Here is a 23,126-nt window from a genome sequence, read left to right as displayed (position 1 = left end):
GACACGTTGCCCTGAGCATCTTTCGCTCAGGGACCGAGCCAGCCCGCCTCGCCCGTGCGTCAGGCGAGCGACCAGGCGATCCCGTCGAGGATGTCGTGCTCGCTCGTCACGACGTGGGTCAGCTCGCCCCCGGCGGCCGCGACCTCGTCGCGCACCCGGCGCACCACCGAGGCCCACACCAGCGCACCCGCACCGATGACGTCGACGCGACCCGGGTGCATGAACGGCAGCGCCGCGCGGTCCTCGCGCGACATCGCGAGCAGCTCGTCGCACGCCCGCAGGACGTCGTCCACGGGGAGCGACGCGCCGTTGATGCGGTCGCGGTCGTAGCGCTCGAGGCGCAGGACGTGCGCCGTGATCGTCGTGACCGTGCCGGCGAGGCCCACCAGCGTCGCCGCACGGCCCACCGGCACCGTCGCGAGCGCCTCGTCGAGCGCCGCCGCCACGTCCGCGCGCGCCGCGGCGACCTGCTCGGCCGTCGGCGGGTCGTCGTGCAGGTGCCGCTCCGTCATGCGGACGCAGCCGACGTCCATGGAGAACGCCGCCAGCCCCGTCCCCGCCTCGACCTCGCCGTCGCTCTCGCCACCCAGCACCAGCTCCGTCGAGCCGCCACCCAGGTCGACCACGAGGTACGGGGCGTCGAACCGGCCCGCGACCACGCTCGTCGCCCCCCGGAACGACAGCTCGGCCTCCTCCGTGCCCGAGACGACCTCGGGCAGCACGCCGAGGCGCTGCTGCACGCCCGCGAAGAAGTCGTCCTTGTTGGACGCGTCGCGTGACGCGCTCGTCGCGACGAAACGCACGCGCGAGACGCCCAGCTCGCGGCACACCTCGGCTGCGCGGGCCGTCGCGTCGAGAGTCCTCTCGAGGGCCTCGGGGGCGATCCGTCCGGTCCTGTCGACGCCCTGGCCCAGCCGGACGACCTCCATGCTGCGGTGCAGGTCCGTGAGGGTCCCGGCGGCCGGGTCGAGGTCCGCGACGAGGAGGCGCAGGGAGTTCGTGCCGCAGTCGACGGCGGCGACCCGGAGGTCGGAGGCGGACGGGACGGCGGCGCTCGAGGTCATGCGGAAGAGCCTGCCACAACCGCGCCGACCGCTCGTGGCGGTCCCGCGGCCGACGGCGCACGACGGGTCAGCAGGTGCAGCGGTCGCGGCGCCAGGGCGTGGGAAGGTCCGTCGCACGCTCGAGCGCGGCGTCGCCGACCGGGTTGACGCCCGGGCCGGCCGCGAGCGCGTGACCCGCGAGGGCGTGCAGGCACTTGACGCGCGTCGGCATGCCGCCCGCGGAGATGCCCGCGACCTCGGGCACGTCGCCGAGCTCCGCGCGGTCCGCGAGGTACGCCTCGTGCGCCCGCCGGTACGCCGCAGCGACGTCGGGGTCGTCGAGCGTCTCGGTGAGCTCGCGCATCACGCCGTTCGCCTCGAGCGTGCTCATCGCCGCCACCACACCGGGGTGCGTGAGGTAGTACGTCGTCGGGAACGGCGTCCCGTCGGGCAGGCGGGGGGACGTCACCACGACGAGCGGGCGGCCGCACACGCAGCGCGCCCCCACGGCGACCACGCCGCGGGGCTCACGGCCGAGCTGCTCGGCGAGCACGGCGAGGTCGTCGTCGGTCACGGGAGTTCGGGGCATGGGGCCATTCTCCCCCACCCGCTCAGCCGTCGTGCGCGACGCCGATCCCCGCGACCTGCACCGACGCCCACGCCTGCTCGTACCACGGGCCGGACCCGCCCGTGCCCGCCGCGACGAGGCCCGGCTCGACCGCCGCCCCGGTCAGCGGGTCGACGTGGTCGGCGACGTCCCCCGGGTCGATGACACGGTAGGACGTCTCGCCCGGCATCTGGTACCCGAGCCGCTCACGCGCCTGTGCCTTCACGTAGGCGGGGTCGGACCAGCGGTCCAGCTGGCTCTGCGCGACGTCCCGCTGCGCCTTCGCGGCGTCGAGCTCGTGGCTCAGGGTCCGCAGCGCCGACGCCGACTTGGCGTACTCACGTGCCGTCGGCAGGAGCAGGATCACCGCCATCAACAGAGCCACCCCGAGGATGACCGTCCGGACCGTGACCGTCTCGGGCAGCACGTCCCGCAGGCGACCACCGTCCCCCCGGGTGCGCTTCTTCCCCGCGGGCTTCCGCGGCGTCCTCGGCTCGGCGCGCGTGCCACCGGCGGACGCAGGAGGCGCGGGCCGGCTCGACCGCCCGCCCCGCGCGTCCTTCGCAGGGTTCGACGCACCGGACGCGCTCGACGTCGGGACGGAGGGCGTGGCGCCCGTCGTCGGACGGCCGGTGGCGCGCGCGCCCGGACGGGACGCCGGTGTGGGCACCCGAGGGCGCCGAGGAGCGGACATGGGTCGATCGTGCCAGCGGTCCGGGCCCCACGCCCGGAGCACACGCCCTGTGCGACCGTGTGCGCGCAGGAGCCCCGGTCCTCGCAGCAGGTTCAGCGAGGACCGGGGCTCCCGTCAGACAGACGTCAGGACGCGCGTCACGCCTTCCAGCGCGGGAACGCCGAACGACCCGCGTACACCGCCGCGTCGTCCAGGGCCTCCTCGATGCGCAGGAGCTGGTTGTACTTGTTGATGCGCTCGCCACGGGCCGGCGCACCGGTCTTGATCTGGCCGGCGTTCGTCGCGACGGCGAGGTCGGCGATCGTGGTGTCCTCGGTCTCGCCCGAACGGTGCGACGTCATGGCGGTGAAGCCCGCGCGCTGCGCCATCTCGACGGCCTCGAGGGTCTCGGTGAGCGTGCCGATCTGGTTGAGCTTCACGAGGAGCGAGTTCGCCGACTTCTCCTCGATGCCACGGGCCAGGCGCTCCGGGTTGGTGACGAACAGGTCGTCGCCGACGATCTGCACCTTGTCGCCGACCTGAGCGACGAGCGACGACCAGGCGCCCCACTCGTCCTCGGACAGCGGGTCCTCGATGGAGACCAGCGGGTAGTCGGCCACGAGCTGCTCGTAGTACGCGACCATCTCGTCGGTCGAGTGCGGGCGGCCCTCGAACTGGTAGGCGCCGTCCTTGAAGAACTCGGTCGAGGCGACGTCGAGCGCGAGGCCCACGTCGACGCCCGGCTTGAAGCCGGCCTTCTCGATCGCGACGAGGATGAGGTCGAGCGCGGCACGGTTGCTCGACAGGTTCGGGGCGAAGCCGCCCTCGTCGCCGAGGCCCGTCGCGAGACCCTGCTCCTTGAGCACGGCCTTGAGGGAGTGGTAGACCTCGGCGCCGGTGCGCAGGGCCTCACGGAACGTGGACGCGCCGATCGGGGCGACCATGAACTCCTGGATGTCGACGTTCGAGTCGGCGTGCGACCCACCGTTGAGGATGTTCATCATCGGCACGGGCAGGACGTGCGCGTTCGGGCCGCCGACGTAGCGGTACAGCTCCAGGCCGGCCGACTTCGCGGCGCCCTTCGCGACGGCGAGCGAGACACCGAGGATCGCGTTCGCGCCGAGGCGACCCTTGTTCGGGGTGCCGTCGAGGTCGATGAGCGCCTGGTCGACGAGGCGCTGGTCCTCGGCCTCGAAGCCCACGAGCTCCGGGGCGATCTCGTCGTTCACGGCGTCGACGGCGCCCTGGACGCCCTTGCCGAGGTAACGGCCCTTGTCGCCGTCACGGCGCTCGACGGCCTCGAACGCACCGGTCGAGGCACCCGAGGGGACGCCCGCGCGGGCGAAGGTGCCGTCGTCCAGGACGACCTCGACCTCGACGGTGGGGTTGCCGCGCGAGTCGAGGATCTCGCGGGCTCCGACGGCTTCGATGCTGGCCACAGTGGCTCCTAAGCGTGGAGGGAGGGGGATGCGACCTCAGCCTAGTCGCCTCGGTCCGGCGAGGCAGATCCGTGCACTGGGCGAGACGGTGCGGGAGGATGACGTCCGTGTCAGAGTCCCTGGTGCTCGACGTGGTGCGCTCGGACGGCCTGTCGGTCCACCCCACGACGGCCGAGGGGCCGCGGGACTTCGTGGTCGCCGACGACGAGCTCGACCGCCGCTGCGGCGCCTGGCTCGCGTCGGGCGGGCGGGACGCGTGACCGCCCCGGACGAGGCGTTCGCGATCGCGCTCGCGGAGCGGTTCCCGGTCCTCGGCGCGACGCTCGACCACTGCTATGACGGCCCGGACGAGTTCCTGGCGCACGTGTACGTCGGGGTCGAGGTGACGCCGCGGGTCGTCGCGGCCTACGTCGCGGACCCTGACGCCACCTCAGGTCGTGGGCTCGACTGGCGCGGAGTTCTTGCCTTCCTCGACGAGAGCGCCCGAAGCGACGAGGACTCGGTGAAGACGGTCATCGGCACGTCCTTCCTCTTCCGTCTCCCACTGCCGAACCAGGCGGGCCACGGGATCGTCGCCGAGCTGCCGCCCGAGCTGGCTCGGCTCTTCCGCCTCGCGCGTCCGAACGGATGACCGCTGCGTCAGGTCCGCTCCCACATCTCGAAGCCTCCGGCCGTGCCGACGTGGTCGAAGTTCCGGCTGAGGTAGGCCTCGGCCGCACCGTGCAGCCACGTGCCGTCCGTGACGATCGGCACGACGACCGCGTCGACCTGCGCGAGCTCGCGCTGCATCTCGGCGACGAACGCGTCCCGCTCCTCGACGGCGCCCCCCTCCCCCGCGCCGTCACCGGAGTCGTCCAGCGCGGCGAGGCCCTCGCCCCACACGTCGGCGGGGACGGGACAGTCGTTCTCCGCGTTGCGGGTCGCAGCGCCCGCGGCGACGACGCCCGACGCGAGCCCCCACACGCAGTCCTGCTGGGCGGCCCAGGTGACGAGCTCGGCGCGCGATCCCGTCCAGCGCAGGCGCGCCGTCGCACCCGCGATCGCAGCGCCCGCGAGCGCCAGCACCGCGACGACGGCGACGGTCCGCAGGACGACGGCGCGCCCGCGGTCCGGTGACGTCCCAGCCCACGCACGCAGCCACGCCGCGGCCGTCGCGGCACCCGCACCGGCCAGCAGGGCGATCGCGGGCGCGGGGAACGCCGCGTAGTGCAGGAAGAACGACGGCGCGGCGAGCACGGTCGCACCCTGCACGAGGGCGAGGAGCGCCCACGCGGCCGTCTCGGGCAGGCCGGACCGGTCACGCCGCCACGCGACGACCCCGCGGGCGAGGGTCAGCGCCAGCGCGACGACGACCAGCACGAGGACGAGCACGGCGAGCGCGGTCGTCCACCAGGCGGCGGGGACGGACGACACGGGGGCGAACTCGCGCAGGCGCAGACCGAACGACGTCGTCGTGCTCGGTCGCCCGGCCTGGACGCCGACGACATCGCGCCACAGGTCGCCGGGGGCCCGGACCGCGAACGACACGACGAACGCCGCGACGACCACGAGCCCGCCGAGCGCGAACCACCCGGCCGCGCGCCCGCCCCGCCAGACGAGGACGACGACCAGCAGCGCGGCCGCGGTCACGAACGCCCAGACCTTGAACGACGCGGCGACACCCGTGAGCGCGCCCGCGACGAGGGGCGCGGTCGTCGTCGGGCGCAGCCACCCGCGGGCGGCGCCGGTCGGCCGGTCGAGCCGCAGCACGACGAGCGCGAGCAGCAGGCAGAGCGTCAGCGCGGGCTCGAGGAACACGACCCGCTCGGAGTACACGACCGGCACCCACACGGCGTACAGGCCGGCACCGGCAAGCACGGCCACCGTGCCGCGGCGGCGCAGGAGCCACGCGACGAGGAACGTCGACAGCGTCCCGACCAGCACCGTGAGCGCGCGAGCCACGGCGAGCGCCAGCGCGTCGCCGACGTGTTCGCCGAGCCACGCGAACGGGAGCAGCGCGGTGACCAGGCCGGGCGGGTGCAGGTAGAGGACGTCGCCGTAGAGGGTCTGCCCGTGCAGCACGTCGACGGCGGCGGAGTACATGGTGGCGTCGTCGAGCTCGCGCGGGGCGAGGAGCTGGGACGGCCGCACGTACGCCGCGGCGCGGACGACAAACGCCACGACCGTCACGACCACGAGCGACCAGGACGCGGCGCCGAGCGACCCGTCACCCGACAGCGCGGCCCGCGTCCGCTGGTTCACGCGGCCGGGACCTCGCCGGCGGGCGCGGCATCCCGTGCCTGGCGTCGCGCGATGGTGAGCCCGGCGCCGGCGAGCAACAGGTCGGTCACGGTCACGAGGACGCGGCTGACGAGCACGACGGCGAGCACCGCACCGTGCGGCAGGACGCCCGACAGTGCGACGAGCAGCACGGCCTCGCGAGCCCCCGCCCCGGCGGGCACGAACACGACGAGCAGCCCGACGACCCACGCCAGCCCGTACGCGCCGACGCACAGCGCGAAGGTCCGCCAGGACGCCTCCATGCCGACCCCGACGGCGAGCATCCACACCTGGAGCCCGACGAGCAGCCAGCCCACGAGCGCCCACAGGGTGGCGGTGCCGAGCCCGCGCGTCGACAGCGGCTGGTCGAGGGGTTCGCGGCGCATCAGCCGGAAGGCGCGGTCGACGAGCCGGTTGAGGACGGGCGGGACGAGCACGACGACGAGCACCGGGACGAGGAGCCCGGCCCAGCCCCAGCGGTCGCGCGTGTCGGGCGGTCCGAGCCAGAGGGCGAGCGCGCCGACGAGCAGCCCGGACACGACGGAGACGAGGACCGCGACCGCCATCGCGGCGACCGACCGACGGCGCGAGATCTTGTGCTGCGCGCCGAGCTCGGCGGCGGCGACGACGTTCCACACACCGCCCGGGATGTACTTGCCGAGCTGGCTGACCCCGAACAGGGCGAGCGCGCTCGACGGACGCAGCGGCTCGCCGAGGTCGTTGAGCAGGCGGAGCCACGAGACCATCGTCGCGAGCACGTAGGCGATCGAGACGACGAGCGCACCGCCCACGAGGAGCCAGGACAGGTCGGCCAGGGCCGCGGTGATCTCGTCCCAGCTCGCGACGACGGCCCACACGGCGAGCGCGACCGCGACGCCGAGGAACACCCACCGGGTCACCCGCGACCGCGCGGCGGCGAGCAGCCGGTTCACGACGCGTCCTCGGCGGGCTGCGGGACGTGCGGCGGGACCTGCTGCGCGGTGGGTGCGTGGCCGGCGACCCGGAGAGCCTCGAGCAGCGGGGCGACGACCGCGTCGGGGGTGAAGCGGCGGCCGCCGGTGCGGGCACGGGTCCGGGCGTCCGCGAGCGCGGCCGGGTCGTCGGCGAGGGCGCGCAGGGCGGCGGCGAGCGCGGCGGCGTCGCCCGGCGGGACGAGCACGGCGGCGTCAGCGAGCGCGCGACGCTGCGGCGGGGTGCCGCTCGTGACGACCGCGCAGCCCGCGGCGAGGCCCTGGTAGACCTTGTTCGGCACGACGCGCAGCGCCTTGGGGGTGTCGCCGAGGATGCCGAGGCACACGTCGTGCGACGCGACGAGGGCGGGCAGGTCGGCCGGCTCGACCCAGTCGAGCCACGTGACCTGCGTCGCGGCGGCGGGCACCGCGGTCAGGGTGGCGCGGGCCGCGTCGAGGTCCTGACCGGTCCCGGCGAGCGTCACCCGGACGTCCGGACGCTCGCGCAGCAGGTCCGCGAGGCCCGACGCGATGGTCGGGGCGCCCTGCAGCGGCGTGAAGAGGCCGAAGAAGACGACGCTCAGCGGGGCGGCGGCGGGCGCCTCGGACGGCACGGCGGAAGGGGCGCGGGAGGAGGCGTCCCCGGCGGCGAACCAGTCGTCCGTCGCGCCCACCGGGACGACGACGCCCGCCGTCCTCGCGGGCAGCATCGCCAGGTGCTCGTCGGTGTCCACGACGGCGAGGTCGCACGCCGCGAGCGCCGCCCGGTCCAGGCCGGTGAGGAGGCGCGCCTTGAGGCCGCCCGCACCGCGGTCGCGCGCCGTGTCGCCCGCGAACACGAGGTGGTCGAGCACCCGGTACGAGCGGCGGAACAGCGCCCGCGCGAGCAGGACGTCGAAGTGCCCGAGGTACCCGACGAGGACGACGTCCGGGGTGCCGTGGGCGCGGCGGTCGGCCCGCGCGTCGCGGGCCAGCGACCACCAGCGGGCGGCGAGACGTCCGGCGAGCGCCGGGAGCCGCCAGGGCTGCGTGAGCATGCGGACGCGCTCCGCGGTCGACAGCCCGAGCGGGCGGTCCAGCTCGGAGACGTCGACCCCGCGCGCGCGCAGGCCGTCCACGAGGATGCCGACCCGCGGGTGACGGGACGTGTCGTAGGTCCCGAACGCGACGACGCGCCCGGGCACGCGGGCGCCCGTCACCGGGCCGACGGGGCGGCGGGCACGTCGTCCGGGACAGCGACCGACACGTCGTCCGGCGCGGACGGGAGGACCGGCGACGGCGACGCCCCGTACTGCACCTCCTTGACGCGCTCGAGGGTGTCCTCGAGGAGCGTGCGGTTGGTCCGCAGGAGGTCCGAGATGATGAGCAGCGCGAACGACAGGAGAGCGCCGACCATCATGATCGTGCCCAGCAGGAGCGACTGGATGTGGTTGCCGGGCTCCCCCGCGACGGTGAACCACAGGAACCGCACGAACGGCACCAGGCCCAGCACGAAGAAGACCACGCCGAGCGTCACGAACAGGGTGTACGGCTTGAACATCACGTACGAGCGCGTGATCGCCTGGCCCGACTTGGCCATGTGCTCGAACACGTTGTTGAAGAGGCGCGACTCGCGCGTCTTCTCGTTCGTGACGACCGGGACGGACGCGATCCGCAGGCGCTTGTTGCCCGCCTGGATGATCGTCTCCATGCAGTACGAGAACTGCGTCACGACGTTCAGCCGGTACAGCGCCGCGCGCGAGTAGGCGCGGAAGCCGCTCGCCGCGTCCGGCAAGGAGGTCCCCGCCGCCCGGCTCACCACCCGGCTGCCGAACCGCTGCATCGCCTTCTTGAACGGCGAGAAGTGCTCGATCGTCGCGGTCTGCCGGTCGCCGATCGCGATGTCCGCCTCGCCGCGCAGCAGCGGCGCCACCAGCTCGGGGATGGACTGCTGCGGGTACTGGTTGTCGCCGTCCGTGTTCACGACGATGTCCGCGCCGTGCCGCAGGGCGTAGTCGATGCCGTCGCGGAACGAGCGCGACAAGCCCATGCGTCCACGGTGGTGCACGAAGTGCGTCACGCCGAGGTTGCGGGCCACCTCGACCGTGCGGTCCGTCGAGCCGTCGTCGATGACGAGGACGTGGACCTCGTCGATCCCGGGGATCTCGCGCGGGATGGTGGCGAGGACGAGCGGGAGGGTCTCTTCCTCGTTGAGGCACGGGATCTGGACGAACAGCTTCATGGTGGGAGCGAGCCTATCGGACGCGGCCCGAGCCCCGGCGTGGTCAGGTGCCTCCTGTGTCGCGACCTACCGACGCCGCTCGTGCAGCTCTTGCGGTCGGCCACCATCGATATGCCCTGAGCCGGGCCTTGATCTCCTCGCGCGAACCCGTCGTCAGCGAACGGGAGAGCCGGATCGCGGGGACCTCCACCCAACGATGCAGGACGACCGCCACCGTCATCGCGGCCGCCGCGCCGACGACGACAGCGACCAAGGCTCCGACGAGCGTCTGCGGCAGCACCTTGTCGAGGGCGCCCATCCCGACGTCGATCACCGGGAGGTGCACAAGGTAGAGCGAGTAGGAGATGCTCCCGAGGAACAGCAGCCAACGCCATGGTCGGGACCCGAGGCGCCCGACGAGGAAAAGAATGACCAGCACCGCTGCGGTTGCCAGGGCAAACCACTGCCCTCCCCACTCGTCGCCGAAGCCCTGCGCCACCGAGATCGTCTGCGCGAACAGGGCGATGCCGAGCGCCACGGTCAGAGAGACGACGCCGATGTCGCCCTTGACGAACCAGCACACCGTCGCCCCCAGGCAGAACGTCCACCACGCCCCGATGAACCAGGGCCCCGCGCTCCATCCCATGTCCGCGTAGAGCAACGACAGGATGCCCAGCGCCCATGCGCCGGAGCGGACCCATGCCTGGCGCGGCGCCAGGCTCGGCGTCGGCACGGCGCCCGTGCGACCGACCAACACGCCCGCGACGATCACCAGCAGCAGCACCACCAGGTAGAACTGCACCTCGAGACACAACGTCCAGGCGACGGCGAGGATCGACGGATCGCCGAAGAAGCCCTGGGTGTAGGTCGCGTTCTCGACTACCTCGGCGAAGCTGTACGACTGGTATACGAGCCCCGGCACCAACCGCTCCATGGCTCCGAGGAGCAGCACCACCGCGAGCATCAGCCAGTACGGCGGGTCCAACCGCAGCTGCCTCCGGGCACCGAAGCGCAGCGCGTCCCGGGACCGGGAGCCGAGCCGGCGGGTGGTGAGAGCGATCACGAAGCCGGAGAGCACGAAGAAGATCGCCACCCCACTGCGCCCGTACTCGATGCCGTGTGTCAGCCAATGCGGGAGACCGTCGTGCAGGAGCGTCGCCTGCGGACCGCTGTAGAACAGGTGGAACGCGAGCACGGACACGGCGGCCACCCCGCGGAGGGCATCGATCACGAGGTAGCGCGACGCGTCGCGCGACGAGACGGCCTCGGACTCCCCCGCGACTCCGATCGGCTGGACCATGCCGGTCAAGATGCCACCAAGGGCGCACGACGGCCAGGATGAAACTCGTCACACCGACTGTTGCCGGCCACTCGGGATCGACGGCCCTAGACCGACGACGGCGACGACCACGGCCGCGACGCCTCCCGCCAGCATCACCCCGCCCAACACGTCCGACGGGCGGTGGGCGAATCCGACAACGTTGTACACGCATGCCATCCAGACCAGCGCGACGACTCCGAGCAGCATCTGGCCGAACCATCGCGGGCGGGGCCAGAGCATCAGCACGGCAAGTCCGAGCGCGGCCGTGACTGCGACATGGTCGGAGGGGTAGGTGTTGTACGGATAGGCGAACGCGCCGAGCCGCGGCCTGCCGAGCACCTGCTGGGCCGCTGCAGCCGCCGCGACGGTCAGGAGGCACGATGCCGCGGCGCAGAAGATCGCCTGCCCTCGCCGCCGGCGCAGTGCGACGAGGACGCACCCGCACAGCACCCCGAGCAGCGTCAGAGGGACGCCCACCCGCGGGATCTGCGCGTGCCCGCCAAACGGGACTCGCTGGGCAGCGCCGAAGATCTCTGCGTCGTACCGCTGACCGGCGACCGTTCGGACGGCGACGGCATAGAGAGACAGAAAGCCGAGGAGACAGAGCACACCGGCGCTTGCCCGCGCACCACGCCATCCGCGGCGGGCCATCCCCTCACCGTTCACCTGCAGGTGGTCCGCCAGCGGGGCGTCGCCCATAGCGCGACGATATTGCGAGGCACCCGTCCGGCGAAACCCCTGGGTATCGAGCCCGGACAGGTTTCACCCGCGTCGAGGACGATGTAAGGCGATCCGGCGTAACGTGCCCCGGGGCTCGGCCGTGCCCAGCGTCCCCGAGGCGACCGGGATCACTTGAGGCGCACGGTGGACGTCCCCACGCTCGCCGCCGCCGACACGTCGCCCAGGATCACGGCCTCGATGAGCTGCTTCGCCCACGCGAGCACGTCGGCGCCGTGCAGCGGCTTGCCGCCGATGCGCGCGGTGGTCGGGAAAGGCACGAGCACGGTCCGCACGGCGGGCTTGAGGATCGTCCCCGGGTAGAGCCGCTTGACCCGGAGCGCAGCGGACTCCGGCAGCTCGACCGGCGCGAACCGCACGAACTTGCCCTGCGCGGTGACGTCAGTGAGCCCGGCGCGGCGCGCGTGGTTGCGGAACGCTGCGACGTCGAACAGCGCCGACGCCATGTCGGGCAGCGTGCCGTACCGGTCCTGCAGCTCGGCGCGGACCTCCGCGAGCGCCGCGTCGTCCTGGGCGGCCGCGATCTTCTTGTACGCCTCGAGACGCAGCCGCTCGTGCGCGATGTAGTCGACGGGGAGGTGCGCGTCGACGGGCAGCTCGATCGTGACGTCGGCCTGCTCTTCTTCTGTGTCGCCACGGAACGACGCCACCGCCTCCCCCACCATCCGCACGTAGAGGTCGAAGCCGACGCCCTCGATGTGGCCGGACTGCTCGCCGCCCAGCAGGTTGCCGGCGCCGCGGATCTCGAGGTCCTTCATCGCGACCTGCATGCCCGCACCGAGGTCGGTGTGCGCGGCGAGGGTCGCGAGGCGGTCGTGCGCCGTGTCGGTCAGCGGACGCTCCGGCGGGTACAGGAAGTACGCGTACGCGCGCTCGCGACCGCGGCCCACGCGTCCGCGGAGCTGGTGGAGCTGGCTGAGCCCGAGCTGGTCGGAGCGCTCCAGGATGAGGGTGTTGGCGTTCGAGATGTCGAGGCCGGTCTCGATGATGGTCGTGCAGACGAGGACGTCGAGCTCCTTCTCCCAGAAGGACCGGATGACCCGGTCGAGCTGGCCTTCCGACATCTTGCCGTGCGCGATGTCGACGCGGGCCTCGGGGACCAGCTCGCGGATGCGGGCGGCCGCCCGGTCGATCGACTCGACCCGGTTGTGCACGTAGAAGACCTGACCCTCGCGCAGCAGCTCGCGCCGCACGGCTGCGGTGATCTGCTTCTCGTCGTGGGCGCCGACGTACGTCAGGACGGGGTGGCGCTCCTCGGGCGGGGTCGCCAGCGTCGACATCTCGCGGATTCCGGTGACGGCCATCTCGAGCGTGCGCGGGATCGGGGTCGCGGACATCGCGAGCACGTCGACGTTGGTGCGCAGCGCCTTGAGCGTCTCCTTGTGCTCGACGCCGAACCGCTGCTCCTCGTCGATGATGACGAGGCCCAGGTTCTTGAACCGGACGCTTCCCGTGAGCAGGCGGTGCGTGCCGATGACGACGTCCACCGAGCCGTCCGCGAGGCCGTCCACCGTCTCGGCCGACTCCTTGTCGGACTGGAACCGGGACAGCGCGCGGACGGTGACCGGGAACTGCGCGTACCGCTCCGAGAACGTCTCGAAGTGCTGCTGGACCAGCAGCGTCGTGGGCACGAGGACCGCGACCTGCTTGCCGTCCTGCACGGCCTTGAACGCGGCACGGACCGCGATCTCCGTCTTCCCGTAGCCGACGTCGCCGCAGATCAGGCGGTCCATCGGGACCGACTTCTCCATGTCGGCCTTGACCTCGTCGATCGTGGACAGCTGGTCGGGCGTCTCGATGTAGGCGAACGCGTCCTCGAGCTCACGCTGCCACGGGGTGTCCGGGCCGAACGCGTGCCCCTCGGTCGCCATGCGCGCCGAGTACAGCCGGATGAGCTCGGACGCGATCTCCTTGACGTGCTTGCGGGCCCGCGTCTTGGTCTTCTGCCAGTCCGCGCCACCCATGCGGCTCAGCGACGGCGCCTCGCCGCCCACGTACTTCGTGACCTGGTCGAGCTGGTCCATCGGGACGAACAGCCGGTCCCCGGGCTGGCCGCGCTTGGACGACGCGTACTCGACGACGAGGTACTCGCGGGTCGCCGCGTTGGCTCCTGCCCCGAGGGTGCGCTGCACCATCTCGACGAACCGGCCTACGCCGTGCTGCTCGTGCACGACGAAGTCACCCGCGCGCAGCTGTAGCGGGTCGACGACGTTGCGCCGCCGGCTCGGCATGCGGCGCATGTCCTTGGTGCTGCTGCCCGAGCGGCCGGTGATGTCCGACTCCGCGAACACGGCCAGCCGGTGGTCCGGCATGACGAAGCCCGGGACGCCCGGGGCCGCCGTCACGACGACGACGCCCGGCTCGGGCCCGTCGGGGCTCGTCGCCGCGTCGAGGTCCGGGACCAGGCGCGCGGCCGTCTCGGCGGCACGCAGCTGCTCGGTGAGGCGCTGCGCCGGGCCGTGGCCGTCCGTCGTCAGGACGAGCCGCCACCCGCCGTGCTGCAGGCCGCGGACGTCGTCGACCGCGCGCTCCACGTCGCCGGCGTACCGCTCGACGTCCCGCGCCGGCAGGACGACCGTGTCGGCGCCCGCCGAGACGCCCGCCGATCCGACCGTGCCGTGCCCGTCTCCCGCCGGGTCGATCGCAGCCTCGGGGTCGAGCCCGAACGCGCTGAGCGTCCACCAGCCCAGGCCCTGGCGGGCGGCGTCGTCGCGGACGTCCGCGAGCGTCAGGAACGACGCCGCCGACAGGTCGAGCGGAGTCTTCGCGCCGGCGGCCGCGCTCGTCCACGCGGCGGCCAGGAACTCCTCGGTGGTCGCGACGAGGTCGTGCGCGCGACGGCGGACGCGCTCCGGCTCGGACACGACGAGGAGAGCAGCGTCGTCCACCATCGAGAGCACGGGGACCATGTGGTCGACGAGCGCCGGCGCGAGGGACTCCATGCCCTCGACCGCGATCCCGGCCGCGAGCTTGTCGAGCATGTCGAGCGCACCCGGAAGCTGTTCCGTGAGCGCCGCGGCACGCGCCCGGACCGCCGGCGTGAGGAGCATCTCGCGGCACGGCGGCGCCCACACACCGTGCTCGGCGACCTCGAGCGACCGCTGGTCGGCCACCGAGAACCAGCGGATCTCCTCGACCTCGTCGCCCCACAGCTCGACACGCAGCGGGTGGTCCTCCGTCGGCGGGAAGACGTCGAGGATCCCGCCGCGGACGGCGAACTCCCCGCGCCGCTCGACCATGTCGACGCGGCTGTAGGCGGCGTCCGCGAGCCTGCGCTCCAGGTCGACCAGGTCGACCCGGTCACCGTGGTGCACGCTCACCGGCTCCAGCTCGCCCAGTCCTTCGACGACGGGCTGCAGCAGCGCCCGGATCGGCACGACCAGCACGCGGACCGGACCCGCGGACGGCGTCTCCGGGTCCGGGTGAGTGAGCCGGCGGAACACCGCGAGCCGACGCGCCACCGTGTCCGCGCGCGGCGACAGACGCTCGTGCGGGAGGGTCTCCCAGCTCGGCAGGACCGCGACGGCGTCCCGGTCGCCCTCCGACAGGTACAGGCGTGTCGCTGCCGCGAGCTCGTCGGCCTCACGGCCCGTCGCCGTCACGACCACCAACGGGCGGGTCTCGCTCGCCGCCGCCAGCAGCGGCGGGCGCACACCCAGCGGGCCGACGACGTCCAGCTCGCCGCCCGTGCGGGTGCGCTCGACGACCGACGCGAACGTCGGCTCGGTCAGGAGGGCGGGGAGGAGGGCGGTGAGGTTCATGGGTCCTTCGGGAGCGATCCAGCGCCGCCCAGCGTCTGGCGGCACAACTGGCCCGATCCGAGGGTCAGACCGGGCTCCGACTCACCAGCCTACGTGCCCTCGCGGGAACCCGAGATGCTGTCGTAGAGCTCCTCGTAACGGCCGGCAACCGCTGCCCAGGTGAACCCCTCGACACGACGCCGTCCTGCCTCCGCCACTTCTTGCGCACGAGCGGGATCTCGCACGACCTCGTCGATCGCACGGGAGAGCGCGACGACATCCTCCGGGTCCACGAGGTATCCCGTCCGACCGTCGTCGACGAACTCCGGGGGGCCACCGTGGGATGTCGCGACCACCGGGACGCCTGCTCGCCAGCCTTCGAGGACGACGATGCCGAACGCCTCGACCCGGCTCGGCACGACCAGGCAGTCCGCACCGGCCATCGCCGCGACGATCTCCGGCCGTGCGAGCCGCCCGGGAAAGGTCACACGGTCCGCCATGCCCAGCTCGTCGGAGAGCGCCTCCAGCCGACCCCGTTCGGGGCCGTCGCCACCCACGACCAGGTGCACGCGGTCGAGCGATGCGACAGCCCGGACGAGGAGGTCGAAACCCTTGGTGTGGACCACACGGCCCACGGCCAGGACGTACCGCTCCGGGAGCCACGCCGGCGGCGGGCCGGGCGGCTCGTCCAGATCGATCCCGTTGGGTACGACCACGACGCCTGCAGGGTCACCCCCGAAGCGCTCGAGATCCCGAGCGACGTAGGCCGAGCAGGCCGTGATCGCGCTGGCGCGGGCGAGCGCGCTTCGCAGCGCGCGCGGCAGCAGGCGAGACCGTTCGTACACGTGGTCTGCGTCCATGAAGGTCTCACCGTGCGCGCTGACCACGAGAGGACGGCGCACCAGGCGTGCGAGCGCGGACGCCCACACCCCGTTCGGCCCGAAGCACTGCACGTGCAGGACCCGAGGACGGTCACGGAGAAGTGCCACGATCCACGCCGCAGCGGCTCCCGGGACTCGTCGCGCAAAGTCCCACACCGAACGGGCGTTGCGCGCCGGGAGGGGGCAGGGCAAGACTCTGACGGCGATCCCGTCGACTTCCGAGGGCGCGCCGGCGTCGCCGCGGTCGACGGTCCAGACGACGACGCCCACCCCTCGCGCACGCAGCGCGCGAGCCGTGTTGAGGACATGCTCCTCGACCCCGCCGAAGTGCGGGAGGAACGAGCTCGTGACGAGCGCCACGTCGACCCGTGATCGCGACATGGCCGATATAGTGTCACCTCTCTCGGACGGAGGGCCATGACCAGGCTCGTCATCGCGCGCAGCGCGGCCGCGCATCCCATGGGTGCACAGCGTTACGAGTCGGAGGTCGAGACGCGCGCCGCTGCCTTGCTCCCCGGGTGGCGGGTCGACGTCTCGGTGTCGCGCTCGCTCCGGTCCGACCTGCCCGGGACGAGACGACTTCCGTTCGGTTGGCTCAGCTCGGCGAGCGTCGAGGAACGACGGTTGGTCGGGCGGTTGCTGCACTCGCGGCAGTCCGTCCTGCACCGCATGGACCTCGCTATCCCGCCGGCTCCCCAGGGTGACGTCGTCACGATCCACGACACGGTCGCCTGGCGCTACCCCGACGAGTCCGCACCGGTCCGCGCAGCGGCGGACGAGGCGCGCCGTGCGGCCGCGGTCGTCTGCGTCTCAGAGTTCTCGGCAGACGAGGTCCGGAGCCTGCTCGGTGTCGCGGAGCCGCGCGTGGTGTACAACGGCGTGGACGACGCCTACTTCGACGCACCACCGCTCGGAACGGACGTGCGCCGCGCGCTCGGGCTCGAAGGGCCGTACGTCCTCCATGCGGGTGGTGCGTCACAGCGAAAAAACCTCGGCGAGCTGGCCGCCGCCTGGGAGCTGGCTTCCCCTTCTCTATCAGGCATCACGCTGGCCCTCGCCGGCCCCGAGCACCCCACACGCACCCGGCTCTTCGCACCGCTGCAGCGCACGGTGCTCCTGGGTCGCCAGCCCGACCGCCTCATGCCGTCCATCGTCGCGTCGGCCGAGGCAGTGGTCGTCCCGTCGACGTACGAGGGCTTCGGCCTTCCTGCGCTCGAAGCCATGGCAGCGGGCACGCCGGTCATCGTCTCGAACTGCAGCGCCCTGCCGGAGGTGGTCGGGGACTGCGGCTTCGTCGTCGAACCGCGTCGCGAGGCTCTTGCCTCAGCCTTGCTCGCCGTCACCGTCGACCCTGACGCGGGCCTTGCCGCGAGGCTCGACCGGGCACGGGCACGTGCCCGCCGATTCACGTGGGAGGCCACCGCAAGGGCGCACGCCGACATCTGGCGCGAGGTCGCCGGATAGCGTCGGCCAGCCGCCAGACGGCGCTCACTCCTTCTCGGACCGCTCGAGCCCCGCAGACGTCTCGCGGTACACCTCGCCCGTGTCGGGGCAGTGCCAGCGGATACCGTCCTCGTTCGGCGTCAGCGGCGCTCCCGCGCGCCCCACCCACCCGATCTGCCGGGCCGGGACGCCCGCGACGAGCGCGTGATCGGGGACGTCGTGGGTGACGACCGCGCCCGCGGCGACGGTCGCCCAGCGACCGATCGTGACCGGAGCCACACACACTGCGCGGGCGCCGATGGCGGCACCGTCCCCGACGGTCACGGCGACCATGCTCCAGTCGTCCACGGTCTTGAGCGCGCCGTGCACGGTGACCGCACGCGGATGCTGGTCGTTCGTCAGGACGGCGGCGGGGCCGACGAAGACACCGTCGCCCAGCACCGCGGGCTCGTAGACCAGGGCGTAGTTCTGGAGCTTGCAGTTGCGCCCCGTCTGCACGCCTGGGCCGACGTACGCGCCACGGCCCACGACGCAGCCCTCACCGATCACGGCATCCTCCCGGACCTGGGCGAGGTGCCAGATCGTGGTGCCCTCACCCACCGATGCCGAGGGGTCCACGTCGGCGCTGTCTGCGATCTTCGGCATGCCCGGAGCATAGAGAGAGGATGGTCGACCGTCACATGCTCTGCGGCACGATTCACCCTGTGGGTGGTACTTCGACGTGACCAACCACGACTAGGCTCAAGACGCCCTTCGATGTGATCGCGGTCGGGCAGCCGCAGTCTTCCCGTGAGGTCCACATGAGTCCGGTCCGCCGAGTCGTAGGTGTCGCGGCCGTGACCGTCGTGCTCCTCGTGATCGGCGTCCTTGCCGTCGTCGGGATCCTTCGAGACACCGGCGACCGAGGGGCAGCCAGCGCAGGCGCACCCGCCAGCTCGGCGTCGGGCAGTGACGGCGGCTCGACGACCCCGACACACGGCACGTCCTCGCCAGGCGGCACCACCGCCCACACGTCGCCAGACGCACCCCCTGCTTCCGACGGGTCGACCGGGCAGACCGGAACTTCTGCCGACCCACAGGTCGGTTCCGAACCGAACGCGACGCCGACACCGACCCCGACCGGGCTCAGCCAGCTGCTCGACGGCTCCGGGGCCGGTCACCTGGGCAAGTCGGCGCCTCGCTCCGGTGCGTCGAAGGGCCGCCTCCTCGACGACTTCCCGCGAGACGTCGTGAAGGTCGCCTCCTACTCGAGGATCACCACGAGCAGCGTGTCCTCGCAGGACGACCACGTGCAGGTGACCGTCGAGGCTGCGACGTCGCAGGGCCTGCCTTTCGTCCTCAACGACTACCGGCAATGGTTCCTCGGGGGCGGGTTCACAGAGGTCGCCGTACAAGGTCGACCCGGTGCGACCACGGCGGCGTTCCGACGCGGCGACGAGACGGTCAGCGTCACGCTCCACACCACGAAGGGGAGCACCGCCTACTCGGTCTTCGCCAATCTGGAGCTCGACCGGTGACGGCCGAAGCACGACCGCGCCGACGTTCCCCTGAGGAACGGGCTGCTGCGCTCCAAGCCATCCGCGACCGTTACGCGGAGGCCGAGCCGCCGCCCGCACAGAGCCAGGATCGCCGGCAGCGCCGCGGCAGGGTCTCGTCGACCGTCGTCACGCTCGGGATCGTCAGCCTGCTCACCGACATCTCGTCCGAGTCGGTGGCGGCCGTCCTCCCTCTCTACATCACGGCGTCCCTCGGCATGACCACGGTCGCCTACGGGTTCATCGACGGCCTCATGCAGGGCGCCCCGTCGCTCATGCGGATCGTGGCAGGTTGGATGTCGGACAAGCGTGACCACCCCAAACGGGTGGCCGCTCTCGGCTACGCACTGTCGGCGGCGACGCGCGCCATCCTCCTGCTCAGCACGTCGCTCGCCGCTGTGACTGCCACCGTCGCTATCGACCGGGTAGGCAAGGGCATCCGGACGGCACCACGAGACGCCATGATCGCTGCGTCGTCCGACCCGAGGACAATCGGTCGCTCGTTCGGTGTGCACCGTGCGCTCGACACCGCCGGCAGCGCCATCGGCCCCCTGCTCGCGTTCGTCGTGCTCTGGCTCATACCCGGCGGGTACCGCAACGTGTTCGTCATCTCGTTCGGTGTCGCCGTGATCGGGGTGGGCGCACTGGTCCTGCTGGTCCCCGACCTCAGGCCACGCCGGGCCGCCTGGCTCGAGCGCCACAGGAGCCGCGTCGCCCGGGGTCTACCCAAGTGCAAGAACTGCACCTGCGGCGTCACCGCGCTCGCCGCCGAGGGGGCCCCCACGTTCAGCTGGACGTTCCTGCGCGGACGGGAGCTGCGCCGCATCCTCACCGTGTCCGTCGTCCTGGGCCTGCTCACCGTCGGGGACGGGTTCATCTACCTCAGCCTCCAGGCCAAGGACGGGTTCGCGACGCAGTGGTTTCCCCTCCTCTACGTGGGGACCAACGTGGCGTACATGACGCTCGCCGTCCCTGCCGGGCGGCTGGCCGACAAGGTCGGACGAGCCAAGGTGCTCGTGTGGGGCCACGTCGCACTGGTAGGCGCCTACCTCTGCGCGGGCGCTTCAGTGAGTTCGACGAGCGTGACACTGCTCGCGCTCCTGCTGCTCGGGATCTTCTACGCGACCACGGACGGCGTTCTGGCGGCGCTCGTGGGTCGGTTGATCGCGACCGAGTCGCGAGCGTCCGCCATCGGGACGGCACAGTCGGCCGTCGACGTCTCACGACTCGTCGCATCCAGCGCGTTCGGCATCCTGTGGTTCACGATCGGTCGGAGCGAGGCGGTGCTCACCGTCGCCTGCCTGCTCGCCGCGGCGGTCCCGGCTGCCGCCTACGCCCTGCGCCACCTGGACGCACCAGGTACGTCAGGCGGCGCACCCGACGAGGGGCGCCCCCAGCCCGTTGCGAGTGAGCGCCGCGCGGGCCAGGCATGAAGCGGAGGAACCTGACGGCCTTCGCCGCACTGGTGGTGGTCGTGCTCGTCGCGAGCGGTGCCTACACGTGGCGAGCGGTCGTGCGTTCCCATGCTGAGCAGAAGAAGCCCACCCAGGTCGAGCAGGCCGACCTCGCTACGCTCTCCCGGCAGCCACGGATCGTGTTCCGCAGCACGGCGACGGGCAACCTGTACGGGCGGGTGGCCGAGGTCGCGCTCGACGACCCGGCAGGCCCGCGCGCGTTCACCGGGGTGACGTGCGACCGGATCGACGCTCAGGCGGCACAGGCAGCCTGTCTCCGGACGAAGCCCGGCGTGGTGACCACGTGGGAGGCGGAGCTCCTCGACGCTGACTGGAAGGTCACGAGCTCGTGGGCGCTCCCGGGCGTCCCGAGCCGCACCAGGCTGTCGCCTGATGGAACACTGGTCGGGACGACGGCATTCGTCACGGGACACTCGTACGCCTCCACCAACTTCTCGACCGTGACCGAGATCCATGGGACGGACGGGACGGACTACGGCAACATCGAGGACTACCGGCTCATCGAGGACGGACACACCATCCGGCCGGTTGATCGGAACATGTGGGGCGTGACGTTCGCCGACGACAACACGTTCTACGCAACCACCCAGTCGAAGTCGATGGGGCACACCTGGCTCGTCAAGGGAGACCTCGCGCGCAGGACGCTGACCGTCGTGGTCGACCATGTCGAGTGTCCGTCGCTGTCGCCGGACGGCACGCGCATCGCCTTTAAGCGCAACGTCGGCGAAGGGGGCGCGACCCACTGGACCCCAGCAGTGCTGGACCTTGCCACCGGCACCATCACGATCCTGAGCGCAGAGAAGAGATCGGTCGACGACCAGATCGCCTGGCTCGACAGCGCGACGCTCATGTACGGCGTTCCGCGTGACGGGCAGACGGGCGTCTCGGACGTCTGGCAGATGCCGGCCGCGGGCCGCTCCTCCCCCGAGGTACTGATCAAGGAAGCGTGGTCCCCGTCAGTGGTCAAGCCGTGACAGCTCCTCAGCACATCGTCCTGATCGCGAGCACCCGTCGACCTGAGGTGCTAGGACGGACGGTCGATTCGTTGCGTGCCCAGACGATCCGTCCCGACCTGGTCGTCCTGGGGGTCGCCGCGGACGGCGACGTGCCGAACGCCTTCCGCGCGGACCCGTGGGTGCGGGTCGTCGTCGGTGAACGCGGATCCTCCGTACAGCGCAACACCGCTTTCCGATCGCTCGAGGTGCTTCCCGACCTGGTGACCTTCATGGACGACGACGCGGTCCTCGCCCGTGACTACATCGAGAAGGCGCGTGCCTACATGACCGGGCACCCCGACGTCGCGCTCATGACGGGCCTCGTGGTCGTCGACGGCGCGAACGAGGACCGCGAGATCTCTCGCGACGAGGCTGCAGGCGCACTCGCCGCGCACAGGCCCACGGAGTTCGAACGCGACGTCCGGGCGGCCTACGGTGCGAACATGACGGCACGCGGTGCGGTGGTCGCTGGTGAGCCGTTCGACGAGCGGCTGCGGCTCTACGCCTGGCAGGAGGACTACGACTTCAGCGTGCGTGCCGGCCGCCTCGGTCGCGTCGTCCACTACCACGGGTGCGTGGCTGTCCACCTGGCCGTCGGGTCGGGCCGCGTCGATGGGCGAACGCTCGGTTTCGCGCAGATCGTGAACCCCTTCTACCTGTGGCGCAAGGGGACCAAGAGCGCCCGTCAGCTTGTCCACGACTGGGCGGTCTACCTCGGCGCGAACGTGATCCACCTCCGCGATCGACACCGTCCCGACCGCGAGGGGCGACTTCACGGGAACCTCCTCGGTCTGCGCGAGGTCGTCCTGCATGGGGGGCGGCCGGAGGCGGTGGCGGCGCTCCGCCGGGCGCCTCGCCCGCACGTCACGACCGAAGAGGGACACCGATGATTCCGGACGCGTCACAGACCACGCCACGTCCGCTCGTCAGCATCGTCCTGCCGACCAACCGCCGTTCGCCGTATCTGCGCGCCGCGGTCGAGACCGTCGCGAACCAGACGTACGAGATGTGGGAGCTGGTGATCGTCGACAACGGGGTCGAGGACGACGTCTGGCTCACGGCAGCGCTGGACGGGATCCCCCGCACGCGTGTCATCACGACGCGCCCCGCAACCCTCGGTCGTTCACGCAACGTCGGCTTCGGCGAGTCGCGCGGAAGCCTCGTCGTGTTCCACGACGACGACGACCTGTGGATCCCGGAGCGGCTCGCCCTTCAGGTCGAGTCGCTGCTGCGCACCCCCGACGCACCGGCCTGCTATGTGGGCGGATGGCACATGGATGCCAGCGGGGCTCCCTTCGAGCCGGCGTTCCCTGCCGTGCCTGCGACGGCCGCAGACATGCTCCGCGGCGCCGTGCCCACGCCTCACATCTGCGGCACTCTCATGATTCGTCGAGACGCGTTCGTGACGGTCGGGGGGTTCGCCCCGGAGCTGCCGATCATGGAGGACTTCGAGTTCATGCTCCGGCTGCTGTACGAGGGCACGTTCTCCTGCGTGCCGGGCGAAGCACTCGGCTACCGCCGCCACGACGCGAACATGACGAGCACCGACCGCGCCAACGTTCGGGCGCGCCGGTCGGTCATGGAGCAGTCGCTCGTCCGGCTCGCGGCTGCGGCGCGACTGCGGGGCGACTCTCACAACGCGGAGCTGCTCGAGGAGCATCTGACGCGCTTCCGCGGCAGGGCCGCGACCGAGGCGGGCGCCGCTGCCGTCGGTGTCGCCCGGAGAAACGGACCTGGCGACGCCATGGCGGAGCTTGCTTGGGGCGCGCGCCGTGCACCCGTCGACGCGGCGCGCGGGCTCGGCCGGAGCCTCCGCCGACGCTGACC

General features: G+C 72.2%; 21 protein-coding genes. 8 read left to right on the top strand and 13 right to left on the bottom strand.

Features of this window, described 5'->3' with window-relative positions:
* Positions 1–59: 59 nt before the first annotated feature.
* From CLV34_RS08050 to eno, 4 genes are all read right to left on the bottom strand, one after another.
* The gene (locus tag CLV34_RS08050; protein ID WP_100349720.1) at positions 60–1,064 is read right to left on the bottom strand and encodes a Ppx/GppA phosphatase family protein; all 1,005 of its coding nucleotides are present in this window, start codon (positions 1,062–1,064) and stop codon (positions 60–62) included.
* A gap of 67 nt (positions 1,065–1,131) precedes the next feature.
* A complete protein-coding gene (locus CLV34_RS08045) occupies positions 1,132–1,632 on the bottom strand; it encodes a DUF501 domain-containing protein (RefSeq protein ID WP_100349719.1) in 501 nt (166 codons plus the stop codon).
* A 22-nt stretch (positions 1,633–1,654) separates the two neighbouring features.
* Positions 1,655–2,077, bottom strand: a complete 423-nt coding sequence (locus CLV34_RS16340) for an FtsB family cell division protein (protein WP_157803758.1) — start codon at positions 2,075–2,077, stop codon at positions 1,655–1,657.
* A 404-nt stretch (positions 2,078–2,481) separates the two neighbouring features.
* Positions 2,482–3,762, bottom strand: coding sequence for a phosphopyruvate hydratase (eno, locus tag CLV34_RS08035; RefSeq protein ID WP_100349717.1), 1,281 nt, complete (start codon positions 3,760–3,762; stop codon positions 2,482–2,484).
* 107 nt (positions 3,763–3,869) lie between these two features.
* On the opposite strand from eno, the gene CLV34_RS16335 reads away from it, so the two are divergent.
* Positions 3,870–4,022 carry a hypothetical protein gene (locus CLV34_RS16335; RefSeq protein ID WP_157803757.1) on the top strand — a complete coding sequence of 51 codons (153 nt, stop codon included), beginning with the start codon at positions 3,870–3,872 and terminating at the stop codon, positions 4,020–4,022.
* Positions 4,019–4,393, top strand: a complete 375-nt coding sequence (locus CLV34_RS08030; RefSeq protein ID WP_100349716.1) for a hypothetical protein — start codon at positions 4,019–4,021, stop codon at positions 4,391–4,393. The genes CLV34_RS16335 and CLV34_RS08030 overlap by 4 nt, the downstream gene beginning before the upstream one ends.
* 8 nt (positions 4,394–4,401) lie before the next feature.
* Here the strand turns inward: CLV34_RS08030 and CLV34_RS08025 are convergent, their stop codons facing one another.
* The 8 genes from CLV34_RS08025 to CLV34_RS07990 all read right to left on the bottom strand — a co-directional run bounded on the left by CLV34_RS08025 (position 4,402) and on the right by CLV34_RS07990 (position 16,232).
* The gene (locus CLV34_RS08025) at positions 4,402–6,003 is read right to left on the bottom strand and encodes a hypothetical protein (RefSeq protein WP_100349715.1); all 1,602 of its coding nucleotides are present in this window, start codon (positions 6,001–6,003) and stop codon (positions 4,402–4,404) included.
* The gene (locus CLV34_RS08020; RefSeq protein WP_100349714.1) at positions 6,000–6,953 is read right to left on the bottom strand and encodes a lysylphosphatidylglycerol synthase domain-containing protein; all 954 of its coding nucleotides are present in this window, start codon (positions 6,951–6,953) and stop codon (positions 6,000–6,002) included. Before CLV34_RS08020 ends, CLV34_RS08025 begins: the two co-directional genes overlap by 4 nt.
* Positions 6,950–8,155: a glycosyltransferase gene (locus tag CLV34_RS08015; RefSeq protein ID WP_100349915.1), complete on the bottom strand. Its 1,206-nt coding sequence runs from the start codon at positions 8,153–8,155 to the stop codon at positions 6,950–6,952. The genes CLV34_RS08020 and CLV34_RS08015 overlap by 4 nt, the downstream gene beginning before the upstream one ends.
* Positions 8,156–8,166: 11 nt before the next feature.
* Complete coding sequence (locus tag CLV34_RS08010; RefSeq protein WP_100349713.1) at positions 8,167–9,192, bottom strand: glycosyltransferase family 2 protein; 1,026 nt, start codon at positions 9,190–9,192, stop codon at positions 8,167–8,169.
* A gap of 43 nt (positions 9,193–9,235) precedes the next feature.
* A complete protein-coding gene (locus CLV34_RS08005) occupies positions 9,236–10,471 on the bottom strand; it encodes an acyltransferase family protein (RefSeq protein WP_100349712.1) in 1,236 nt (411 codons plus the stop codon).
* Positions 10,472–10,519: 48 nt separating this feature from the next.
* A complete protein-coding gene (locus CLV34_RS08000) occupies positions 10,520–11,191 on the bottom strand; it encodes a phosphatase PAP2 family protein (RefSeq protein ID WP_100349711.1) in 672 nt (223 codons plus the stop codon).
* A gap of 149 nt (positions 11,192–11,340) precedes the next feature.
* Complete coding sequence (gene mfd / locus CLV34_RS07995; RefSeq protein WP_100349710.1) at positions 11,341–14,991, bottom strand: transcription-repair coupling factor; 3,651 nt, start codon at positions 14,989–14,991, stop codon at positions 11,341–11,343.
* 89 nt (positions 14,992–15,080) lie between these two features.
* On the bottom strand, positions 15,081–16,232 hold the full coding sequence (locus tag CLV34_RS07990) for a glycosyltransferase family 4 protein (protein WP_170044621.1): 1,152 nt from the start codon (positions 16,230–16,232) through the stop codon (positions 15,081–15,083).
* A gap of 36 nt (positions 16,233–16,268) precedes the next feature.
* Here CLV34_RS07990 and CLV34_RS07985 point away from each other — a divergent pair, with 36 nt between their 5' ends.
* Positions 16,269–17,315 carry a glycosyltransferase family 4 protein gene (locus CLV34_RS07985; RefSeq protein WP_100349708.1) on the top strand — a complete coding sequence of 349 codons (1,047 nt, stop codon included), beginning with the start codon at positions 16,269–16,271 and terminating at the stop codon, positions 17,313–17,315.
* 24 nt (positions 17,316–17,339) lie between these two features.
* Here the strand turns inward: CLV34_RS07985 and CLV34_RS07980 are convergent, their stop codons facing one another.
* Positions 17,340–17,939, bottom strand: coding sequence for an acyltransferase (locus CLV34_RS07980; RefSeq protein ID WP_100349707.1), 600 nt, complete (start codon positions 17,937–17,939; stop codon positions 17,340–17,342).
* Positions 17,940–18,130: 191 nt separating this feature from the next.
* Here CLV34_RS07980 and CLV34_RS16965 point away from each other — a divergent pair, with 191 nt between their 5' ends.
* Genes CLV34_RS16965 through CLV34_RS07960 form a run of 5 tightly spaced genes read left to right on the top strand, consistent with a single transcriptional unit; the run spans position 18,131 to position 23,124 of the window.
* Positions 18,131–18,811, top strand: coding sequence for a hypothetical protein (locus tag CLV34_RS16965; protein ID WP_245859097.1), 681 nt, complete (start codon positions 18,131–18,133; stop codon positions 18,809–18,811).
* Positions 18,808–20,262: an MFS transporter gene (locus CLV34_RS07975; RefSeq protein WP_245859096.1), complete on the top strand. Its 1,455-nt coding sequence runs from the start codon at positions 18,808–18,810 to the stop codon at positions 20,260–20,262. Before CLV34_RS16965 ends, CLV34_RS07975 begins: the two co-directional genes overlap by 4 nt.
* On the top strand, positions 20,259–21,278 hold the full coding sequence (locus tag CLV34_RS07970) for a PD40 domain-containing protein (protein ID WP_100349705.1): 1,020 nt from the start codon (positions 20,259–20,261) through the stop codon (positions 21,276–21,278). The genes CLV34_RS07975 and CLV34_RS07970 overlap by 4 nt, the downstream gene beginning before the upstream one ends.
* A complete protein-coding gene (locus tag CLV34_RS07965) occupies positions 21,251–22,189 on the top strand; it encodes a glycosyltransferase family 2 protein (RefSeq protein WP_342747213.1) in 939 nt (312 codons plus the stop codon). Before CLV34_RS07970 ends, CLV34_RS07965 begins: the two co-directional genes overlap by 28 nt.
* Positions 22,186–23,124, top strand: coding sequence for a glycosyltransferase family A protein (locus CLV34_RS07960; protein ID WP_100349703.1), 939 nt, complete (start codon positions 22,186–22,188; stop codon positions 23,122–23,124). The genes CLV34_RS07965 and CLV34_RS07960 overlap by 4 nt, the downstream gene beginning before the upstream one ends.
* Positions 23,125–23,126 lie beyond the last annotated feature (2 nt).

Source organism: Luteimicrobium subarcticum, assembly GCF_002798015.1.
In the GTDB taxonomy this organism is placed as follows: Bacteria; Actinomycetota; Actinomycetes; order Actinomycetales; family Cellulomonadaceae; genus Luteimicrobium; species Luteimicrobium subarcticum.
Note: the sequence above shows the minus strand (reverse complement) of the source record. Positions and strands in the feature narration are given on the sequence as shown.